Genomic DNA, 19416 nt, shown 5'->3' on the forward strand with positions numbered 1-19416 from the left:
GCGATGACGCAGGAGCCAGTCTTCGATGTGGCGGTTGTCGGCGGCGGCCCGGCGGGCGCAACGGCCGCGCATGATCTCGCGCGGCGCGGCCGAAGCGTCGCGCTGATCGACAAGGCCGGACGAATCAAGCCTTGCGGCGGCGCCATTCCGCCGCGTCTGATCCGCGACTTCAACGTGCCCGATCGACTATTGAAGGCGCGCGTCACGTCGGCGCGCATGATCTCGCCCAAAGGCGTCGCCGTCGACATGCCCATCAAGGGCGGCTTCGTCGGCATGGTCGACCGCTGCGAATTCGACGAATGGCTGCGCGAACGCGCCGCCGCTTCGGGCGCGGTGCGCGTCACGGGCGATTACGAAAGCATTGCCCGCGACGAGGCAGGCGTCGCGCAACTGCGCTACCGCGTGAAAGGCGAAGCCGAGCCGCGGACGCTGCGCGCGCGCCTCGTCATCGGCGCCGATGGCGCGCTGTCGCAAGTTGGCCGGCAGGAAGTGCCGGGCGCCGACAAGACGCGCTTCGTCTTCGCCTATCACGAGGTCGTCGCCACGCCGCCGGCCGAGTCCGGCGATCCCGACCGCTGCGAAATCCATTATCGCGGGGCCTTGTCGCCCGATTTCTACGCCTGGATTTTCCCGCATGGCGACACGATGAGCGTCGGCTCCGGGAGCGCCAATAAAGGATTCTCGCTCAAAACGTCCGTGCGCGAGCTGCGGGACGCCACGGGGCTCGCTGCGACCGCGACCGTGCGGCGCGAAGGCGCGCCCATTCCGCTGAAGCCGCTCAAGCGCTGGGACAATGGCCGCGACGTGGTTCTTGCGGGGGACGCCGCCGGCGTCGTCGCGCCCGCCTCCGGCGAGGGCATTTATTACGCCATGCTCGGCGGACGTCTCGCGGCCGACGCCGCGGACGACTGTTTGCGCACCGGCGACGCAAGAGCGCTGGCGACGGCGCGAAAACGCTTCATGAAGGCGCATGGCCGCGTCTTCTTCATTCTCGGGATCATGCAGTATTTCTGGTATCGCAACGACCGGCTGCGCGAAGCCTTCGTCAGCATGTGCAAGGACCCGGACGTCCAGCGCCTCACCTGGGAGGCCTATATGAACAAGGAGCTGGTGCGCCGCGATCCGATGGCGCATGTGCGCATCTTCTGCAAGGATCTCGCCCATCTGCTCAGGCTGGCGTCGCCATGACGACCTGGGCCGCGGATCGGTGGACGCTCGTGGCGGTCGCGACGGTGATCGTCGGACTGGTCGCCGTGCTCGGCGGTCTCGCGACCGAAGTCGGCGCGTGGTACGAGAGCCTGCGCTTTCCCTCCTGGCGGCCGCCCAACTGGATTTTCGCGCCGGCCTGGACTTTGATTTTCCTTCTGACCGCGACGAGCGGCGTGCTCGCCTTCGAACAGGCGCCAGATGATCGCGCGCGGGCGCTGCTGCTCGCGCTCTTTCTCGTCAACGCCGTGCTCAACGTCGCCTGGAGCCCGCTGTTTTTCAAACTGCGGCGGCCCGATTGGGCGCTCGTCGAACTCGTCTTTCTGTGGCTGTCGATCGCGGCGCTCATCGTCGCGGTCGGCGCGATCTCGACCGTCGCCGGCGCGCTGCTCGCGCCCTATCTCGCCTGGGTCAGCTTCGCAGGCTTTCTCAACTGGAAAATGGTGCAGCTCAACAAGCCATTCGCCACGCACTGGCCGCGCGCCGGTCGCGGGACGGGAGGCGCCGCGTGAGTTTCGTCGTCGATCCCCGCTTCATCGACGCCATTCTCGCGCTTGTGGCGTTGGAGGCCGTCGGCGTCCTCGGCCTTCGCTGGTCGCGAGTCAGCGGCCCCGAGCCGCTCGGCTTCCTCTGCACGCTCTCCGCTGGCGCGTTCTTGCTGCTCGCCTTGCGCAACGCGCTCGCCGGCGCGTCGACCTTCGCCATCGCCGCGAGCCTCGTTCTCGCACTGGCGTCGCATCTGGCCGATTTATGGCTGCGCTGGCGATCCTCTTCGGAGACTGCTGCTCAATCGACGATCGGGAAGCAGACGGCGATCGCCCAGGCGAGGCCAAAAGCCGCGCCGAGCGCGCCGGGGAGGGGGTCGCGCGTGCGGGCGTAAACCCAGTGGCCGACGAGACCATAGACCGCCAGCAGAATGACGACGACAATGGAGATGATGACGAGGAAAAACAGCCGGCGCGGGTTGAGCGCGACGGCGAGCGCGAGCGATGCGACGAAACAGAATTTGCTGAACGCATAGCCGCCGCGCGCCGCGCCTTGGCCCCGCGTGAGCCACTCGTCGGCGAGAAAATACGCGGCGCAGCCGGCGAAGATGACGGGAAGCAGCGTCAGCCGGCGCATCGTCGGCGCAAAGGATACGACATAGGCGTCGAGCGGGACGCCCAAGGCCAGCGTGTAATAGGCGGCCACTGCAATGCTGCAAGCGACTGCGGGCCATAGCCGCGCCGGCGCGACCGGCGACGAGACGCGCGTCGCCCATATGCCGGCGGCGGTCAGCAATCCGTAAAGTCCAAGATGAGCGGTGAGATAATCGCCAAGCAGAATGGGCATGAAATCAGTTGGCGCTTTCCACAGCAGCAGGGGCGTCAGCAGCGCCGGCGCAATCGCCCGCGGCGCGAGCCGGCGCCAGGGAAGGCCCGCGCCGAGCGGCGCCGGCGCCAAGGCGGGCAGCAGGGCGGCAAGCGGGCGCGCCAGCGCAATCAGGCCGCCGAAGAGCAGCGCGAGCCAGAGTCCGCGCCGATCGATAAAGCCCGCTTCGCTGCGGCCGAAGACCGAATTGAGCCAGGCGAGCGTCTCGGCATGGGCGTCGTAACTATAGAGCACGCCGATATGTTCGGCGCCGCGCGCCAGCGCCAGCCGTCGCCCCGCGCCTCTGGCGACATCCCCGTAGGTGACGCCCGGCTGCGCGGGACCTCCCGCCGTAGCGGAGACGACGTCCGCGCCGACGTCGATCAGCCGTTGCGATTCCCAAGCGCCGTCGACGATCAATAGATTCTTGGGACTCTCGGGCGTAACCTCGCGCGCAAAGAACGACAACGCCACGACCGCCGCGATTGTCGCATCGCGCCGGGCGGCGCGCACGATGACGTCTGTCGCCATCGAGTGGCCCGCAAGCGCAACGCGACCGTCCGCCCCGGCAAGGGCGCGCGCATAGGCGACGACCCTGTCGACGTCGGCGACGAGAACCTCGGTCGATTTCGCGGCGTCGCCGATCCCCCCGGAGAGCGGGCGCGCATTGCGGCCATGGCCGGAAAAGTCGAAGGTCACTGCCACATAGCCGTTTTGCGCCAGGGTTGTCGCGAGCGGCGCCATCAATTGCTGCGAGCCTGAAAAACCATGCGCGATCACAACGGCCGGGGCGGGCGCATGATTTGACTTCTGCAAAACCGTGACGGGAACGCCCTGAACATCCGCAACGGTCGCGACGAGGCCACTTTGTTGGCCGCCCAGCTCAATCAGCGCGACAGCGACGGCGAGGGATGAGAGAACCAAAAAAAAATTGCGCAGGCCTGCCACGGCGCGGCTCCTTAGTGAGCGGATTCTTAAAGCGTACTTGGAGCCGCGACTGTCTGCGCTGCATGACACAGCTTGCCTTGACCGCGCAGCCTCCGTCAATTCAGCTTTACTATTGGCTTTTTGTGAGGTTCAATCTCAGCGTGGGAGCGAAACCGCTAAATCCCAAGCAATTAGACAAGTCTGAAACACCCAAAAAAACAATACAGGAAACGCCGGCGCCTGAAGCGACGCCTCGACGAGAGGGGCGAGAGTCGCCCTATGGCCATAGATAGAGAGGCCGGCGAACCATTGGCGTCGCGCCAACGGCGCATTACGCCGTTATGCGCAGCCGGGAGGCCATCGATGAGCAGCCGTGGCGAATTGGAAGTGGGCGAGCATTTAGACGCATCGACGTGCGGGGAGCTTGCGAAGCTTTTTGCGAGCCGCCCGGGCCCGAACCCGGAGCGCCTTGCTTCAGTCATTTTCGACGACATCGTCCCGCGCCTGCACATGCTCCACCACGAGCTTTCGGCGAAGGACGCGGAACGCGCTTTCTCATGCGCTGAAATCTCGGAATTCGGCGCGATCCTGATCAAAGACGACATGACTGCGGCGGATCGGTTCCTCGATAAAATGCGCGCATGCGGACGCTCCGAGGAAGCGTTGTACCTTGGGCTGATGGCCGAGACCGCGCGTCATCTCGGCGCTCTGTGGGAGGAAGATCTGTGCAGCTTCGTCGACGTCACCATTGGCGTTGCGCGCCTTCAGAAGATGTTGTGCGCTTTCAGCGGCGTTTGTGAATCGACGTTTGCCGAGGGCCATCGCGTCTTGTTATGCGCCCTCGCGGGAGAAAGTCATATCTTTGGCCTCGACATGGTCGCGTGTTTCATGCGTCAGGCCTGCTGGGACGTGGACCTGCAAAAGGGCGTCGAGGCCCATGACGTCGCCGACGCCGTGGCAGGCGAGTGGTTCGCGGTTCTGGGCTTTTCATTGAGCGCCGAAGCCGGCCTCGAGACCTTGTGCCGCGCCATTCAGTCGGGGCGGGCCGCGTCGGTCAATCCGGCGATCGCCGTACTCGTCGGCGGGCCGCTGTTTCGCGCCCAGCCCAATCTCGTCGCGCAGGTGGGGGCAGACGCGATGGCGAGCGACGCGGCGAGCGCAAGCTTGCTGGCGCGGAGACTATTGCTGCGCCAGCCCACGAAGCATGCGCGTCATCACAGTCGCCCCGCGGCGCACAACGCCGCCGCCAGGCCGCGTGACGACGGTCAGCCGCCTGCATAGTCAGACGCACAAAGGACGCGCATCCGTTTTTGGCCCCCAGTCTTTCATCCAGGCTTCAAACGCAAGAAATGTAGCAACGGCCGCGTCGATCGTCGCCTGCTCCTGCGACTCGCCGGACAGCGACTCGAGTCGGACGAGAAGCTGCGGCCAGCCGCGCCGCTTGCCGCTGTCATTTGAAAAAAACCGGCAGCCGTCGCCCTCGAGCGGCGCCAGCACAGGCGCGACCGCGCGGGCGATGGCGGCGCCCCCCAGGGCCGAGCCTTCGACAACGTAAAGCGCGCCGAGCGCTTGCGCGTCATCTGTCAAGAGCGGCAGCGTGGCGCAGCGCGGCAAGACGTCCTGTTGATCGCGCGTGACGCCGAGCGCTTGGAGATCGCTCTCGAGCAGACGCGACCGCGGCGTTTCATCCGTCAACCATGTATGGGCGCCCATGCCGGCGTCGACGGGGCGATGAAAGCCATAAAGCCGCATCAGCAACGCCCGGTAGCCGCTAAGGTCGATCGCGCCGCTCGCGGCCGCCGCGAGGCCCGGATGGCGATGCAGCCGCTCATGCGATGCGGAAGTCGCAGCGCGCAGCCGCTCCCGCAGGCGCCCGACCCTCATGGCGCTTTTGGCGCGCCGCGTGCGCGCTCCCCTTGCTTTGCCGCGCGGGAGATCTGCTCGAGCACTTCCGCGGCGCGCGCCACCGAGGCGCGTACGCTCTCCAATGTGTCGGGGATGCCGGCGGTGTCCAGCCCGTCGGCGATTTCCAAAGCCGCCAATTGCGCATTGTCGATGATGCGCGACATCAGGCCTTCCACAGCGAGCGCCGAACGCGAATCGATTCGGCCCATCAAGCGGCGCTGGCTCAGCATGACGCTGTGGCGGAAGCGCTCGCGCGCCATATTGGCTGCTTTCCGCTCGGTCAAATCCGTAAATAGCACGACATAGCCGAGCACGCGGTCGCGCGACGCGAGCACCGGATCGCCGCGCACTGCGACGGGCAGCGTCTCTCCTGACGCCGTCATGAGCAAAGCTTCGCCGCGCCAGGGCGCGCCCGTCTCGCGCAGAGCGGCGAGGCTTCGCGCGACCGCCGCCGAGTCGACGAAAAAACCGGGCAAGTCGTCGAGACTCTTGATCGGGCCCGACGCGCCGAGCAGATCGTTGAGCGCGCGATTGGCTTCGAGAACATGGCCGTCCGTGCCGGCGACGATGATCTGCTGATCGGCCGAATGGACCTGTCGCAGCACATGGTCGAGCTGATCCTTCGCAATCAGGATGCGCAGCGCGCGAAACTGCATGACGACGTCGGTGACGCTTTCGCCGATCAGCCGCGCGGCGGCGCGATCGGCCGGGGACCAGGCGTCCGACGTGCCTTCCACCACCTGATGCCATTGCGCAAAGGAGCGGCGTGGCGACAATTCGCTCGGATCGTCGCTGTCCGAAGGCGGCTTGAAGGGATTGCCGCCCCAGGTGACGGTGCGGATTCGCTCCTTTCGAAACCAGATCAGCATCTCGTCCGGCTCGCTGGAGATACGCGTCGCGGCGACGCCGCTCGCCACGCCGGCCAGCGGCGCGAACTGCGGCGCCTCCGCCGCGAGCGCCGAGGTCGCAAAGACGCCGTCCGCCAACCGCGGCGCCAGCCAGCGGCCGAGCTCGCTGATCTGTTCGGTTCCCGGCGCCTCGCCGATCATGCGCATTTTGCCTTCGAAAAGCAGCGCCGCGCCTGTCGCATTGAGCGGCAGCAGCAGCGCATGGGCGCTGTCGAACAGTGCGCCGCGCCAATCGCCGTCCCGGCACACGCTTTGAATCATGCGCTGTTCGAGCCGGCGCACCGCGAGTTCGGCCTGTCCCTGCGCGAAGCTTTCGAGCGCCGCGATCCGCGTGCCGATCACTTCGGCGAGCAATTCGCACACGGCCCGCATCTCGAAAGGGAGCAATCGGGGCGCGTAATGATGACAGGAGATCAGCCCCCAGAGTTTGCCGGCGACCATCAGCGAGACGACCAGAGTGGCGGCGACGCCCATATTTTTGAGATATTGGATGTGGATCGGCGAAGCGCTGCGCAGGAAGCACAGCGACATGTCGAGCTCCTCGCCGGTCGCCGGCGAGAGACGGGGTTCGAGCGGGGCGGGCGTGTAGTCGACGTCGGCGAGGAGACGCACCCGATTGCGTTCATAAAGGCGGCGCGCGATCTGCGGAATGTCGGAGGCCGGGTAACGGTTGCCGAGGAACGCCTCGAGTTCCGGCCGTCTGGTTTCGGCGAAAACCTCGCCATGCCCTTCTTCGTCGAAACGATAGACCATGACGCGGTCATAGCCGGCAAGGTCTCGAAACATCGCGGCGCTGACGTCGCAAAGGCCGCGCAGACTCGCCGACGTCAGGATCGTGTCGACGCCGCGATCGATCGCTTTGGTGTAATCGACAATCGGGCCGGCGCGTTCCAATTCGACAACCCACTCGCCGCTCGGCGCCTTGTGCAAAAGCGCATTGAGCGGCGCGCCGCCGGCGCCCGCGAAGCAGCGCAGCGCGAAGGGGATGGACGAGGCCGGCTGCGTGACGAGACCCTCGATTTGCGTCCACAGATCGCCGCCGAGATCGCGTAGGCGCAGGCCCTTCAGCGGAGCCGACATTTTGAGAAAGGACGCCGCGTTGGCGCTCTCTTGCATGATGCGGCCGTCCGCCGCGCACAAGGTGAGCAATGCGCCATGGGGCTGGATGGAGCCCGCGAGGTGGATCTGCTCGCGTTCGCAATTCGAGAGGGTGGCCGTCCCGAAGGCAGGCGAAGCGGAAGGGTCGAGCGTCACGGCGTAAGCTACCCTTTGGTCAGGCGTTTGGCGCTTATTTTCTTTCGAGGCCGTATTTTTTCAACTTGGCGTGAAGGCCCTGACGGCTGAGGCCGAGTTGGCGCGCTGCGGCCGTGCGATTACTATTGCACTGTTCGAGCGCGGCCAAAATCGCCTTGCGTTCGATCGCTTCCGTCGACATGCGCACAATCGCTTCGAGCGTGCGGTTGTCCAAAGCCTCGATCGACAGCCCCCGATCGGCGACTTCGCGCGACGGCTGGCCGGACGCGTGACGAATGTCGCGAACGAGAAGCCCGAAATAATTGGGCGCGTCCGCGTCGTCGCCGACGGCCGTAATCTCGACGGGAGTCGACTGACCGAGTTCGCCGTCGATGCGCGTCTGGAAACGACGCAGGTCGCCGTGCTTGCGAATGAGCGCCATCACGACATTGGCGTCGGCGCCCGGGCTCGACAGCCAGCGCGTCAGTTTAGAGCCGATCGCCGCGACTTCCGCGCCGAGCTGAACGAGATCGAGAAAGGCCCCATTGGCGGCCCGCACGATCCCGTCGCAATCGATGACGACAAAGCCTTCGGGCAAGCGATCTATAAACGACGCAATCGACACGCCGCTGGCGTGGGAGGCGTTGTCGGCCTCGCGCATCGGCGTGAGCTGGCAGATGAAAACCGCGCTGGCTTCCGCGTTCATGAGCGACGCGCGCAGGCTCCACAATCCGGCTGACGGCGTTGGTTGAATGACGATTCCCGGCGCGCGCCCTTGCTCGCGCGTCTTTTCGAGAAGTTGGTCGAGCGCGCGCCGATCGCGCTCGGAAAGTTGCGGCAGGAATGGTGCGCCCGGCGAGAGATAGAGATCCTTCGCCGCGCGAAAATTCGCTTCGACAACGCGCAGATCGGGGACGTTGACCAGCGCAACGGCTTCCGTCGTCGCGTCGAACAGCGTGCGATAGCGCGTCTCGATTTCGCGCATCTTCCAGTAATCGCGTTCGCGCGCCTCCTGCGCCAGCTGCAGACGCGCCTGCAATTCGCTGATCGCCTCCAGATTGCGGCCAATGGCGATGAATCCGGCCTCGCCGAGGCTGAAGGTCGTATATTCCATCGGCAACTCGAGGCCGCTGGGAAAGCGCTGACGCACCTGGAAGCAGGAAGGATCGCCGCGCAGACGCACATCCTCGATTTTTTTCAACGTGAGGCTGTCGATGGCGGGATCGATCGTTTCGCCCCAGCGCCGGCCGCGCCATTGGTCGAGCGGTTCTCGCGCCAGCGACTCAGCGGTCACGACCTTCTGGATGACGCCGTCCTCGTCGAGCGTCAGCGTCAAATCAGGGCGGGTATAGGCTTTGTCGGTCATCGTCACGCTCAATGCGGCGCGGCGCGCGCGCCCGCGCGGCGATCCATTGCCTGCGTGCCGTCGGCGATGGAAGTCATAGTGCGAACCGAGCCCCCTTCAGTCACCCCCTACATAATGGGGTTTGGCCGAAAAAATTGCTACGTTTCCGTGCCGCAGCGTCGAAATAATGTTGTCGGTCGTTGGTTGGACTTGCGTTCGCCCTGCACAGGTGTAAAGTAAGAGTTACATATGGAGCGTAAGGCGCGCTTGTCTCGCGCGCGAGGGGGGCGAATGGCGCCGATTCAGGTCAAGCTCCCGCAGGAAGCGGCCCACGCGCCGCAGGCCGTTCAGACGACGCCAGCCGCCGCGCCGCGGCCTTTCGGCGCTCCCGCGCCATTTCCCTTCTCCGCGATCGTCGGCCAGGACGATATGAAGCTCGCCTTTCTGCTCGCGGCGATCGACCCGTCGGTCGGCGGCGTGCTGGTCTTTGGCGATCGCGGAACGGGGAAATCCACGGCCGTGCGCGCGCTGGCGCGCCTGCTCCCGCCGATGCGCGCCGTCAGCGACTGCGCCTATAATTGCGATCCGGCTGCGACCTCGGCTCTTTGCGACGCCTGTCGGAAGGGCTCCTTGAAAACGGCGCTGCGGCCGGTTCCCGTCGTCGATCTGCCGCTGGGCGCGACCGAAGACCGCGTCGTCGGCGCCCTCGACCTCGAACGCGCGCTGACGCGCGGCGAAAAGGCGTTCGAGCCGGGCCTGCTGGCCAAGGCCAATCGAGGATTTCTCTACATCGACGAAGTCAACCTGCTCGAAGATCATCTTGTCGATCTCCTGCTCGACGTCGCCGCCTCTGGCGAGAATGTCGTGGAGCGCGAGGGGCTGAGCGTGCGCCATCCGGCGCGTTTCGTTCTCATCGGCAGCGGCAATCCAGAGGAGGGCGAGTTACGGCCGCAATTGCTCGATCGCTTCGGTCTCGCCGTCGACGTGAAAACCCCGACCGACATCGCCACGCGCGTCGAGGTCGTGCGGCGGCGCGACGCGTTCGAGCGCGATCCAACGCGCTTCCATCGCGCCTTCGCCGCCGAGGAGCAGAAATTGCGGCGCCGCATCGGCGCCGCGCGCGGCCGCGTCGGCGACATCGAGACGTCGGACGCCGTGCTCGAAAAAGCGGCCCGGCTCTGCGTCGCGCTCGGCGCCGACGGGCTTCGCGGCGAGCTCACCCTGTTGCGGGCCGCCCGCGCGCTCGCGGCTTTCGAAGGCGAAGCGGCGGTCGGCGCAACCGAATTGCGGCGGGTCGCCGCCTTCGCGCTCGGCCATCGCCTGCGACGCAATCCGCTCGACGAAGCCGGCTCGGCCATCCGCGTCGCGCGGGCGATCGACGAGACCTTTGGCGCATGACCGGCGGGGCGTCTGCGCAGCGCGACGACGCCTGGACCCGGGCGCGCGTCGCGGCGGCGCTCTTCGCCGTCGATCCCCTGCAGTCCGGCGTCGCGCTGCGCGCCCCGCCCGGACCCGCGCGCGACGCCTGGCTCGCTCTGCTGCGCGCCTATTTGCCGGAAGGCGCGCCGATGCGCCGGGCGCCGCTCGCCATCGCCGACGACCGTCTGCTCGGCGGCCTCGACCTCGCCGCGACGCTTCGCGCGGGGCGCCCGATCGCGGAAACCGGCCTCCTAGCGCAGACGGATGGCGGCGTGCTGGTGCTCGCCATGGCGGAGCGGCACAGCAGCGCGACCGCCGCCCGCTTTGTCGCGGCGCTCGACGACGGCAGGATCGAACTGGCGCGCGACGGGCTTGCGGGTCGACAAGACTGCCGCGTCGGCCTCGTCGCGCTCGATGAAGGCCATGAGCCCGACGAACGCCCGCCGGCGGCGCTGCTCGATCGCCTCGCCATCCATCTCGATCTCGAAGGGCTGCGTCCTTGCGGGGGCCGGGCGTGGGAGGTGACGCCCCAGGACGTCGTCGCGGCGCGGGCGCGCCTTGCCGATGTCGTGACGCCGCACGAAGCGATCGCCGCGCTGGTCGTCGCCGCGGCGCGTCTCGGCGTTCTCTCCTTGCGCGCGCCCTTGCTGGCGCGCCGCGTGGCGCGGGCGGCCTGCGCGTTGCGCGGCGGACGCGTCGTCGAGGACGTCGATCTCGAGGTCGCCGCGCGCTACGTCTTGGCGCCGCGCGCCACCTGCCTGCCGGCGCCGCCCGACGAGACCGCCGACGCGGCGCCCGACGAGACCGACGCGAGCCCCGAGGAGCCGAAAAACGACAACGAATGGCGAGATCAGCAGGCGCTGGAGGATGTCGTCGTCGCCGCGGCCCGCGTGGCGCTTCCAGCCGACCTCTTGGCGCGACTGGAACAAGGCGAACGATCGCGCGCGCCGTCGCCGCGCGGCGGCCATTCCGGCGCCGAACGCGTGTCGGCGCGCCGCGGCCGCCCGATGAATGTGAGGCGCGGCGCGCCGCGCGACGGCCGTCTCAGCCTGATCGACACGCTTCGGGCCGCCGCGCCCTGGCAGACGCTGCGCCGCGCCGAAACCCCCGACGCGCCGCCGCTCGCCCTTCGCATCCGCCCTGAAGATTTTCGCGTCAGGCGCTTTCGCGAGCGGCGCGGCACGGCGGCCATTTTTGTCGTCGACGCTTCCGGCTCCTCCGCCGCGCAGCGGCTGGCCGAAGTCAAAGGCGCGATCGAACTGATGCTCGCCGACTGTTACGTGCGCCGCGACAGCGTCGCGCTCGTCGCCTTTCGCGGCAAGCGGGCCGAAATCGCCTTGCCGCCGACGCGGGCGCTGGCGCGCGCCAAACGGCTGTTGGCGGCGCTGCCCGGCGGCGGCGGCACGCCGCTTGCGCTCGCGCTCGACGCCGCGGCCGCGCTCGCCGACAGCGTCAGACGCAAGGGGCAGACGCCGCTCGTCGTTTTGCTGACCGACGGCAAGGCGAACATCGATCGCGCCGGCGCCCCGGGCCGCGCCCGCGCGCTTGAGGACGCGCTTTCAGCGGCGCGCGGATTGCGCGGCGCCGGCTTCGCGGCGCTCGCCGTGGACTCGTCCCCCGTGGCGAGCGGCGCCGACGCGCCGACCCGCAAGATCGCGGACGCCATGCAGGCCCGCTATCTGCGTTTGCCCTTCGTGGACGCAGCGCGTCTCTCGCAGGCGGTGCGCGCCGCGGCGATCAGCGCGTGAGCGCGCTCGCCTTGTTCGAGCCGCTCCACCCGCTCACGCTCGCTGAGGTCGGCGCCGATTGGCCGAACCGGGCCTCGAGCCGGATGATCGAGGCGGGCGGCCTCGTCTGGCATGTGCAGATCATGGGCGACGGCCCGACCCTGCTGCTGGCGCACGGAACCGGCGCGTCGACGCATTCATGGCGCGATCTCGCGCCGCTTCTTGCAAAACGCTATCGCGTCGTCGCGCCCGATCTTCCGGGCCATGGCTTCTCTTCCTCGCGCGGCGCGCGCACGCAGTCGCTTCCCGGCATGGCGCGCGCCGTCGCCGCCCTGCTCGACGCGATCGGCCTGTCGCCCACGATCGCCGTCGGCCATTCGGCGGGCGCGGCCGTGCTGGCGCGGCTTGCGCTCGACGGCGCGATCGCGCCCGAACGGCTCATCGCGTTGAATGGCGCGCTCGCGCCGTTCGAGGGCGTCGCCGGCTATCTGCTGCCGACGCTGGCCAAGGCGCTGTTTCTCAATCCGCTCGCGCCCCGCTATTTCGCCTGGAGCGCCAATCGCGCCGCGGTGACGCGCCTTCTCGACGGCACAGGATCGAAAATCGACGCGCGCGGCGTCGCCCTCTACGCGCGGCTTATGCAGAACCCAGCGCATGTCAACGCCGCGCTCAGCATGATGGCGCATTGGGATCTGCGCGCGCTCAACCGCGACTTGCCGCGCTTGCGCGTGCCTTTTCATCTCATCGTCGCCGAGAACGACAAGACAGTTCCGCCCGAAGGCGCGCGCAAAATCGCCTCTGGGCTTAAAACCGCGCAGCTCCATTCAGTTCAGGGGCTCGGCCATCTGGCGCATGAAGAAGCGCCGTCAGGCTTTGCGCAGCTCATCTTCGACATCGCCGAAAGCGAAACCTGAGACCAAACGCCGCTGTCCGCGCGCGCGAATGAATTTGCAAACTGTCAATTTTGTTTTACGCTCGGTCTGATTGACGCCCGCGAAAGGGACAGCCATGCGCATCCTCTTCATCCATCCCAATTATCACTCCGGCGGCGCGGAGATTGCGGGCAATTGGCCGCCAGCCTGGGTCGCCTATCTCTCCGGGGCGTTGAAGAAGGCCGGTTACTCCGACATAAAATTCATCGACGCCATGACCTTCGACGTGGGCGACGACGCCCTGCGCGAGGCGATTGTCGATTACGATCCCGACGTCGTCGGCGCCACCTCGATCACGCCGTCGATCTACAAGGCGCAGCAGGCGCTCAAGCTCGCCAAGGAGGCGGCCCCACGCGCGATCACAGTGCTCGGCGGCGTGCACGCCACTTTCATGTATCGCCAGGTGCTGGCGGAAGCGCCCTGGATCGACGCCATCGTGCGCGGCGAAGGCGAGGAAATCATCGTCAATCTCATCCGCGCCATCGACGAAAAACGCTGGCCTGCCGAACGCGAGACGATCAAGGGCCTCGCCTATGCGCAGGACGGCAAGGTCGTCGCGACGGCTGCCGCGCCGACCGTGAAGAATATCGACGACATCGTCGCCGATTGGGGCATTCTGAACTGGGAAAAATATAATTACATCCCGCTCGGCGTGAAGGTCGCCATCCCCAATATGGCGCGAGGCTGCCCCTTTACTTGTAGCTTCTGCAGCCAGTGGAAATTCTGGCGCGACTACCGCATTCGCGATCCGAAGAAAGTCGTCGACGAAATCGAAACGCTCATGCGCGACCACGGCGTCGGCTTCTTCATCCTCGCCGACGAGGAGCCGACAATCAACAAGAAGAAATTCGTCGCTTTCTGCCAAGAGCTGATCGACCGCAAGCTCGACATCCTCTGGGGCATCAATACGCGCGTGACCGACATCTTGCGCGACGAGGCGCTTCTGCCCTTCTACCGCAAGGCCGGGTTGATCCATGTCTCGCTCGGCACCGAAGCGGCGGCGCAACTCAAACTCGATCTCTTCAACAAGGAGACGACGGTCGCGCAGAACAAGCGCGCGGTCGAATTGTTGCGCAATGCGGGCATTGTCGTCGAGGCGCAATTCATCGTCGGTCTCGAGAATGAGACGGCCGAAACGCTGGAAGAGACCTATCGCATGGCGCAGGACTGGAAACCCGACCTCGCCAATTGGTCGATGTATACGCCTTGGCCTTTCTCCGATCTCTTCAAGGAGCTCGGCGACAAGGTCGAGATCTTCGACTACGAGAAATACAATTTCGTTACGCCCATCATCAAGCCGCAGGCGATGGACCGCGGCGAACTGCTCGACCGCGTGATGAACAATTACCGCCGCTTCTATATGAAAAAGGCGCTGTTTTCCTATCCCTGGGCGGGCAGCGGCCAGCGCCGACGCTATCTTCTCGGCTGTCTGAAGGCCTTCCTCAAGGCCGGCTTCGAGCGCAAATTCTACGACCTCGGCAAGGTCGACTATTGGGGGCCGCAGTCGCGCAAGAAGGTAAAATTCGACTTCGACACGACGCGACAGCGCGCGGCGGACGAGGATGTCGAGTGGCAGGTCACGCACAACCGGCCCGCCAGCACAATGCACGAGGCGGCCCAGGCGATGGCGTGCGGCGGGAGCAAACAGCAGTTCGAGGAGGCGCTCAGCGAGGGGCCGCTCGACGCCGTGATCGCGCAGGAGAGCGCCAAAGCGCATGAACATCGCGTTCATTGAGGCGGCGAACAAACCGGCCGTCATCGGCCCCAACGCCATCACCCGCATGGCGGAAGCCTTGTCTGCGGCGGGCGACGATTCGCTCTGCGAGGAGATTTTCGCGTCCGCGGGGCTGACCAAATATCTCGCGGAGCCGCCGACGGAGATGGTTTTGGAAACGGACGTCGCCAAGCTGCATCGCGTCGCAATTGACAGGCTGGGCGAATCCCGAGCGGCGGATGTTTCGCGAGACGCGGGACGGCGGACGGGCGACTATCTCCTAACGCATCGCATTCCGCCAATGGCGCAACGCGTCTTGAAGAGAATGCCGCGCGCGCTGGCGGCCCGCATTCTCGTCGCGGCGATCGCGCGCCATGCCTGGACCTTCGCCGGCGGCGGAGATTTCGGCTATGCGTTTTCGACGACGCTCACGCTGCGGCTGAAGGGCTCGCCAATCTGCAAGGAACTCCACACGCGCGAACCTGCTTGCGCTTATTTCGCCGCGACATTCGAGCGCGTGTTCGGCGCAATGCTGGGACCAGGAGTCCGCGTCGTGGAAACAGCATGCGAGGCGACCGGCGGGCCGGCCTGCGTTTTCGAGGTTCGCTGGTAGCGCGCCCCGCTAATTCGCCGGGACGAGCCAGTCTTCCGCCGGCGGATAGCCTTCGCCGACCGCCATCCGGTAATGCAGCGTCAACCCGTTGATCGCCTTGCGCAGCGCATCGCCGGGCGAATCGGCCTCCGAGGCGCAGCTCCAGTTGGGGCAGGGTTGACGCGGCGTCTTGATCGCATGGCTCTGACGGTAGACGATGCGCGATCCCCATGTTCGACGTAAGCGGATGGTGACGACCGTCTGCAGCGCGCCCACGCGGATCAGAAACGCGCCTTCCTCGTCACGCCTCTGCACAATGCTGATGCAGTCGTCCTGCAAGGCCTTGTCGACTGTGCACACGGTCAAGTCCTTTCATTTTCCTCCGAGAAACGGAAAGCCTCTTATGCGCCGCGTGAGGCAGCCTGGCCGGAGGCGCCGGCCAGGCGTCGCTTAGATCAGGGCCTCGCCTTGCCGCCGAGCTCGGGAAAGTCCTTCGCCATGCTTTGGCCCAGAAGCGGCTTGCTCGCCCCCTGATGACACGTGGCGCAATTGGCTTTCGGACTGTCGCCGAGCGGACCGAGCCGATTCGCCGGATAGGTCGCATGCAGCGGTTCGAGATAGACAGCGTTTAGTTCGCGCATCATGTCGAGAGCGTTGTAGGCGACGGCGCGTTGCGGGTTGCTTTGATCCCAACCGGCCCAAAAGCGCGAATTGTGACAGAAGCCGCAATTGACGCCCAACGCCTCCGACATGTGGATCATCAGCGCATAGGTTTGCTGGGTCTGCTGGAGCGAGGCGTTCGACGTTCCCTCAGGCAAGGCCGTGGTGGCTTGCACGCGGATCTTGTCGTCGCCGAGGAGATGCGGATTGAACGGATCGACCGGCATGGTCGTCAGGCCGTTCGACTTCGTCGGATGGCCAAAGCCGTAATTATGCGCCGACATGCCGCCCGCATGCGGACCGCCCTGATTCTCGAACCAGATGTTGCTCGGCACGGGCTGGCCGCGGTGACAGGTGTAACAGGTCACGCCCGTGTCGGCGACATGCGACGTGTAAGCCGTGTTGATCTGGCGGTTCATCTCCAGCATGCGCCGCGCGACGATCTTCGTATAAAGCCCGTCGTCGGCCAGATTCTCCGTGTTATGGCAATAGGCGCAGCCCTGCTCGGGCGACACCCATTGCGTGATCGCGACCATCACACGGTTGAACTGTTCGGTGCTGAGGTCGGTGAGCACCTTCACATTCTTATAGGCCTGCGCCGCGCGCTCGCCGGAAGGGTCTGCCTTGTCGATTGCCGCCGGCAACGCGTTGGCCGCTTCGAGAATGCGCTTGTCTTGCGCGCTGATCAGCTGTTGCTGGCCGACGCCGCGAAAGCCGGTCTGCACGCCGTAGATCGGCGGAAGCACCCAGCCGGCGGTCACCAGCATGGCGATGGTCAGAAGCGTCGCGATGACGGCCCCGAGCAGAGAGAGAGCGATTCTCATTGCGCGCCTCCCGTGGCGAGAGCCGGATCAACGACGGGCGGGAAAACATGCGGATATTGTGGCGCAATCCCGTGCACGACGCCCCATAGATACCAATTGTCGACGACCGTGCCCGTGAGCAGGATGCCGATGCCGCCCGTCAGCGGCGTCAGCACCGCAAACCACCAGGCCCAGCGATGGATCGACTCCATCGTCGCGTTGAAGCCCATCGTCCAGCGCCAGAACAACGCCGCACGCTCGGAGGCCGTGCCGCGATCGAGAATCTGTTCGATCTCGCGTTCACCCCCGAAACGTCCCACCGCGAGAATGGTCGCGCCATGCATGGCGAAGAGCAGCGCCGAGCCATAGAGGAACGCGATGGAAAGCATATGGAAGGGATTGTAGAAGAGATTGCCATAGCGGATCGAAAACGCCGCGGTCCAGTCGAGATGCGGAAATATCCCGAATGGCACAGCCTCGCTCCAGCTCCCCATCAGCAGCGGCCGGATGAAGCCGAGCACGAGATAAAGCCAGATCGCCGAGAGAAAGGCCCAGGCCGTATGTGTGCCGAGCCCCAGCGCCCGGGCGCGCCGATAGACGCGCCACCACCACAGCAGCACCGACGCGGTGAGGAAAAAGCCGGCGATGAGCCACCAGCCGCCTTCGCTGAGCGGCGGCAGGATCTGGACGCCATATTGCGGCTTCGGCGGTTCGAGCGCGAGCCAAGGCAATTGGCGCACGAACTGGATGGGGTCCCAGTTCACCGAGGCCCACATGTTGAGGCCGATGATCTCGAAGGCGATGAAGCCGAAGAGAAGCGACACGAGGCCGGTGTAACCGAGATAGATCGGGCCGATCTGCGCATTGCCGAGACGGCCGAGCAGATAGGAGAAGGTCGCAGAGCTGCGATCCTCGTTGAGGATCGGGACGCCCGCCTCCGCCGCGGCGCCGCGAACCTGCACCTGCGTGAAGATGTTTTGATAATAGGCCACGGATTCTCTCCCTTGCCTCAGCGCCAGACGGGAAGATTGAGCCACCAGTTCCACCACTCGGGCCAGCCGCGAGTCCAGAACGGGCCGCTGATGATCATGCACACGGCGCTGAAGAAGACGGCCGCAAGCGCGAGAAACAGACCGAGCCGATGAATGCCCAGCGTGCCGATCGAATAGCCCATGACGTCGCGGAAAAAAGTGTCTTCGTATTCGGGGGTCTTGACCGCCTCGCCCTTCGGCGGATTGGTCGCCGACAGCACGAGGGCGCCATGCAGGGACAAGGCGAAACATGTCGCAAAGAAGAACGACACGGCGATCATATGGGCGGGATTATAGTGGAAATGCAGATACTGGTAGCCAGTGTTCGAGACCCAGTCGAGGTGGCTGATGATGCCGTAGGGGAAGCCGTATCCCCAGGCGCCGAGCAGCAATGGCCTGATGATGACAAGCGACACATAGGCGAAGATCGCAAAGCCGAATGCGACGGGCACGTGATAGCCGATGCCGAGCTTGCGACAGATTTCGACTTCGCGCAGCGCCCAGGACACGAAGGCGCCGGTCGCGCAGATCGTGATGATCTGCCACAGACCGCCTTCCTTTAGAGGCGCGAGCGCAAGGCCGTATTTGAGGTCGGGCGGCGCGATGTTGATCTGCCAGATATTCCAGGTGGGCCCCAGCGCGGCGCCCCAGATGATGAGCGCCGTACCCAGCCCCGCGAAGATGACGGTCGTGACGCCGAAGAAGCCGACATAGAAGGGACCGACCCAGAAATCGAAGAGGTCGCCGCCGATGAGCGTGCCTCCGCGCACGCGATATTTTCTCTCGAAACTCAGCATGGCCATGGCCGCGCCTCCGATGGGAAATCAACGTTTTTTGGGCCGCGGGCGGAAACGGGACGGCGCATCCGTCCGCGGCGAGACAGCAAAGCGATTAGCCGAACGATGTCGGCGCAAGCGTTTCGATCTGTCCGGTCTTCTGCACGCGCGGCCCTTCCAGCCAATTGAACCGGTCGGTGCTGAGCAGGATGAAGTGGATCAGCAGGGCCAGCGTGAACAGGAAGGCGCCCAGCGCGACGAGCACGCGGCGGGGATCGAAAAGCAGCCATATCTTGTACATGGCCAACTCCTATTAGCCGATGAGGGTCAGCGCGGCGTGCGCAGCGTTGGTCACGCCGTCGAGCAGCGCGTATCCTTTGGGGCCGGGCAGCCAGGGCCGCCAGTTCCACACCAGCACATGCGCGATGATCGCGATGACGGTGAAGATCAGGAAGCTTTTGATGAAGAGACTATGGAACTCCACAGCCTCTGCCTCTGTCAGTCCCGACAGAGAACTCCGCTCTTTATCGATGGCCATGATTGACCTCCGTTAGCAATGCCGCGCACGCCTTACGCGGCCGAAGCATCGCGGCCCTCAAAAAAGGTCGCGACAGGCGTTCCGCACCGGGCTTAATCCCGGGCGAAGCTCTGCAGCATGGCCCGCGCCATCAGCGCATATGAAATTGCAATGGACAGGTTCTCGCGCGTCTCGCCGATCACGGATTTCGGCGGCGACCCGTCTTCGGCGGAAAACGGCAGCGCGCGCCAGATAAGGGCGGCGGCGAGAAACACGGGAAAGAGCGCGCCAAACAGCAGCGACGCTTTGAATCCCCCGCCGCGAGTCGATGGAGGCGAATAGGTCGTCGAACTCATGGCTTCTCCTTCCTT

Annotated in this window: 20 protein-coding genes; 9 read left to right on the forward strand and 11 right to left on the reverse strand. The window is 65.7% G+C overall.

Translation table 11 applies throughout. From position 1 onward, the window contains the following. Nucleotides 1-3 precede the first annotated feature (3 nt). Genes ACETII_RS09990 through ACETII_RS10000 form a run of 3 tightly spaced genes read left to right on the forward strand, consistent with a single transcriptional unit; the run spans nucleotide 4 to nucleotide 2086 of the window. Nucleotides 4-1188, forward strand: coding sequence for a geranylgeranyl diphosphate reductase (locus ACETII_RS09990; RefSeq protein ID WP_472787915.1), 1185 nt, complete (start codon nucleotides 4-6; stop codon nucleotides 1186-1188). Then, nucleotides 1185-1718 (forward strand): TspO/MBR family protein, encoded by a 534-nt coding sequence (locus ACETII_RS09995; protein WP_472787916.1) that lies wholly within the window; start codon nucleotides 1185-1187, stop codon nucleotides 1716-1718. The genes ACETII_RS09990 and ACETII_RS09995 overlap by 4 nt, the downstream gene beginning before the upstream one ends. After that, nucleotides 1715-2086: a hypothetical protein gene (locus ACETII_RS10000; protein ID WP_363351142.1), complete on the forward strand. Its 372-nt coding sequence runs from the start codon at nucleotides 1715-1717 to the stop codon at nucleotides 2084-2086. The genes ACETII_RS09995 and ACETII_RS10000 overlap by 4 nt, the downstream gene beginning before the upstream one ends. Here ACETII_RS10000 and ACETII_RS10005 read toward each other — a convergent pair. Continuing rightward, nucleotides 1993-3504 (reverse strand): alpha/beta hydrolase, encoded by a 1512-nt coding sequence (locus ACETII_RS10005; RefSeq protein ID WP_472787917.1) that lies wholly within the window; start codon nucleotides 3502-3504, stop codon nucleotides 1993-1995. The two genes, ACETII_RS10000 and ACETII_RS10005, sit on opposite strands and share 94 nt — an antisense overlap. 342 nt (nucleotides 3505-3846) lie before the next feature. Between ACETII_RS10005 and ACETII_RS10010 the strand changes: the two genes are divergently transcribed. Then, nucleotides 3847-4764 (forward strand): cobalamin B12-binding domain-containing protein, encoded by a 918-nt coding sequence (locus ACETII_RS10010; RefSeq protein WP_363351146.1) that lies wholly within the window; start codon nucleotides 3847-3849, stop codon nucleotides 4762-4764. On the opposite strand, the gene ACETII_RS10015 is transcribed toward ACETII_RS10010, so the two are convergent. The 3 genes from ACETII_RS10015 to ppsR are packed head-to-tail and all read right to left on the reverse strand — an operon-like array spanning nucleotide 4765 to nucleotide 8895. Further along, on the reverse strand, nucleotides 4765-5367 hold the full coding sequence (locus ACETII_RS10015; RefSeq protein WP_472787918.1) for a biliverdin-producing heme oxygenase: 603 nt from the start codon (nucleotides 5365-5367) through the stop codon (nucleotides 4765-4767). After that, on the reverse strand, nucleotides 5364-7550 hold the full coding sequence (locus ACETII_RS10020; protein WP_472787919.1) for a GAF domain-containing protein: 2187 nt from the start codon (nucleotides 7548-7550) through the stop codon (nucleotides 5364-5366). The genes ACETII_RS10015 and ACETII_RS10020 overlap by 4 nt, the downstream gene beginning before the upstream one ends. A gap of 34 nt (nucleotides 7551-7584) precedes the next feature. Then, nucleotides 7585-8895 carry a transcriptional regulator PpsR gene (gene ppsR, locus ACETII_RS10025; RefSeq protein ID WP_472787920.1) on the reverse strand — a complete coding sequence of 437 codons (1311 nt, stop codon included), beginning with the start codon at nucleotides 8893-8895 and terminating at the stop codon, nucleotides 7585-7587. 270 nt (nucleotides 8896-9165) lie between these two features. On the opposite strand from ppsR, the gene bchI reads away from it, so the two are divergent. The 5 genes from bchI to bchJ all read left to right on the forward strand — a co-directional run bounded on the left by bchI (nucleotide 9166) and on the right by bchJ (nucleotide 15279). After that, on the forward strand, nucleotides 9166-10272 hold the full coding sequence (gene bchI / locus ACETII_RS10030) for a magnesium chelatase ATPase subunit I (protein WP_472787921.1): 1107 nt from the start codon (nucleotides 9166-9168) through the stop codon (nucleotides 10270-10272). Next, nucleotides 10269-12041, forward strand: a complete 1773-nt coding sequence (locus tag ACETII_RS10035) for a magnesium chelatase subunit D (RefSeq protein WP_472787922.1) — start codon at nucleotides 10269-10271, stop codon at nucleotides 12039-12041. Before bchI ends, ACETII_RS10035 begins: the two co-directional genes overlap by 4 nt. Continuing rightward, entirely contained in the window at nucleotides 12038-12934 is an 897-nt protein-coding gene (bchO, locus tag ACETII_RS10040) for an alpha/beta fold hydrolase BchO (protein WP_472787923.1), read from the forward strand. Before ACETII_RS10035 ends, bchO begins: the two co-directional genes overlap by 4 nt. 94 nt (nucleotides 12935-13028) lie before the next feature. Beyond that, on the forward strand, nucleotides 13029-14687 hold the full coding sequence (bchE, locus tag ACETII_RS10045) for a magnesium-protoporphyrin IX monomethyl ester anaerobic oxidative cyclase (protein WP_472787924.1): 1659 nt from the start codon (nucleotides 13029-13031) through the stop codon (nucleotides 14685-14687). Then, a complete protein-coding gene (gene bchJ, locus ACETII_RS10050) occupies nucleotides 14668-15279 on the forward strand; it encodes a bacteriochlorophyll 4-vinyl reductase (RefSeq protein ID WP_472787925.1) in 612 nt (203 codons plus the stop codon). The genes bchE and bchJ overlap by 20 nt, the downstream gene beginning before the upstream one ends. A gap of 9 nt (nucleotides 15280-15288) precedes the next feature. Here the strand turns inward: bchJ and ACETII_RS10055 are convergent, their stop codons facing one another. The 7 genes from ACETII_RS10055 to ACETII_RS10085 all read right to left on the reverse strand — a co-directional run bounded on the left by ACETII_RS10055 (nucleotide 15289) and on the right by ACETII_RS10085 (nucleotide 19401). Continuing rightward, nucleotides 15289-15618, reverse strand: coding sequence for a hypothetical protein (locus tag ACETII_RS10055; RefSeq protein WP_363351284.1), 330 nt, complete (start codon nucleotides 15616-15618; stop codon nucleotides 15289-15291). 95 nt (nucleotides 15619-15713) lie between these two features. Further along, nucleotides 15714-16742, reverse strand: coding sequence for a photosynthetic reaction center cytochrome PufC (gene pufC / locus ACETII_RS10060; protein ID WP_472787926.1), 1029 nt, complete (start codon nucleotides 16740-16742; stop codon nucleotides 15714-15716). After that, nucleotides 16739-17713, reverse strand: a complete 975-nt coding sequence (gene pufM, locus ACETII_RS10065; protein WP_363345504.1) for a photosynthetic reaction center subunit M — start codon at nucleotides 17711-17713, stop codon at nucleotides 16739-16741. Before pufM ends, pufC begins: the two co-directional genes overlap by 4 nt. A gap of 17 nt (nucleotides 17714-17730) precedes the next feature. Next, on the reverse strand, nucleotides 17731-18555 hold the full coding sequence (gene pufL, locus ACETII_RS10070; RefSeq protein WP_472787927.1) for a photosynthetic reaction center subunit L: 825 nt from the start codon (nucleotides 18553-18555) through the stop codon (nucleotides 17731-17733). 88 nt (nucleotides 18556-18643) lie between these two features. Then, on the reverse strand, nucleotides 18644-18829 hold the full coding sequence (gene pufA, locus ACETII_RS10075) for a light-harvesting antenna LH1, alpha subunit (RefSeq protein ID WP_363345508.1): 186 nt from the start codon (nucleotides 18827-18829) through the stop codon (nucleotides 18644-18646). Between the two features lie 12 nt (nucleotides 18830-18841). Then, on the reverse strand, nucleotides 18842-19066 hold the full coding sequence (pufB, locus tag ACETII_RS10080; RefSeq protein ID WP_363345510.1) for a light-harvesting antenna LH1, beta subunit: 225 nt from the start codon (nucleotides 19064-19066) through the stop codon (nucleotides 18842-18844). A 92-nt stretch (nucleotides 19067-19158) separates the two neighbouring features. Continuing rightward, entirely contained in the window at nucleotides 19159-19401 is a 243-nt protein-coding gene (locus ACETII_RS10085) for a hypothetical protein (protein WP_363345512.1), read from the reverse strand. Between the last annotated feature and the right edge of the window lie 15 nt (nucleotides 19402-19416).

It is taken from the genome of Methylocystis sp. NC52PC, assembly GCF_055698645.1.

Coding starts and splice junctions, on each gene's coding strand:
- ACETII_RS09995 (WP_472787916.1), top strand. CDS start 1,185: ATGACGACCTGGGCCGCGGATCGGTGGACGCTCGTGGCGGTCGCGACG.
- pufC (WP_472787926.1), bottom strand. CDS start 16,742: ATGAGAATCGCTCTCTCTCTGCTCGGGGCCGTCATCGCGACGCTTCTG.
- ACETII_RS10035 (WP_472787922.1), top strand. CDS start 10,269: ATGACCGGCGGGGCGTCTGCGCAGCGCGACGACGCCTGGACCCGGGCG.
- bchJ (WP_472787925.1), top strand. CDS start 14,668: ATGAACATCGCGTTCATTGAGGCGGCGAACAAACCGGCCGTCATCGGC.
- ACETII_RS10010 (WP_363351146.1), top strand. CDS start 3,847: ATGAGCAGCCGTGGCGAATTGGAAGTGGGCGAGCATTTAGACGCATCG.
- ppsR (WP_472787920.1), bottom strand. CDS start 8,895: ATGACCGACAAAGCCTATACCCGCCCTGATTTGACGCTGACGCTCGAC.
- bchI (WP_472787921.1), top strand. CDS start 9,166: ATGGCGCCGATTCAGGTCAAGCTCCCGCAGGAAGCGGCCCACGCGCCG.
- pufL (WP_472787927.1), bottom strand. CDS start 18,555: ATGGCCATGCTGAGTTTCGAGAGAAAATATCGCGTGCGCGGAGGCACG.
- bchE (WP_472787924.1), top strand. CDS start 13,029: ATGCGCATCCTCTTCATCCATCCCAATTATCACTCCGGCGGCGCGGAG.
- ACETII_RS10015 (WP_472787918.1), bottom strand. CDS start 5,367: ATGAGGGTCGGGCGCCTGCGGGAGCGGCTGCGCGCTGCGACTTCCGCA.
- ACETII_RS10085 (WP_363345512.1), bottom strand. CDS start 19,401: ATGAGTTCGACGACCTATTCGCCTCCATCGACTCGCGGCGGGGGATTC.
- pufA (WP_363345508.1), bottom strand. CDS start 18,829: ATGTACAAGATATGGCTGCTTTTCGATCCCCGCCGCGTGCTCGTCGCG.
- pufB (WP_363345510.1), bottom strand. CDS start 19,066: ATGGCCATCGATAAAGAGCGGAGTTCTCTGTCGGGACTGACAGAGGCA.
- ACETII_RS09990 (WP_472787915.1), top strand. CDS start 4: ATGACGCAGGAGCCAGTCTTCGATGTGGCGGTTGTCGGCGGCGGCCCG.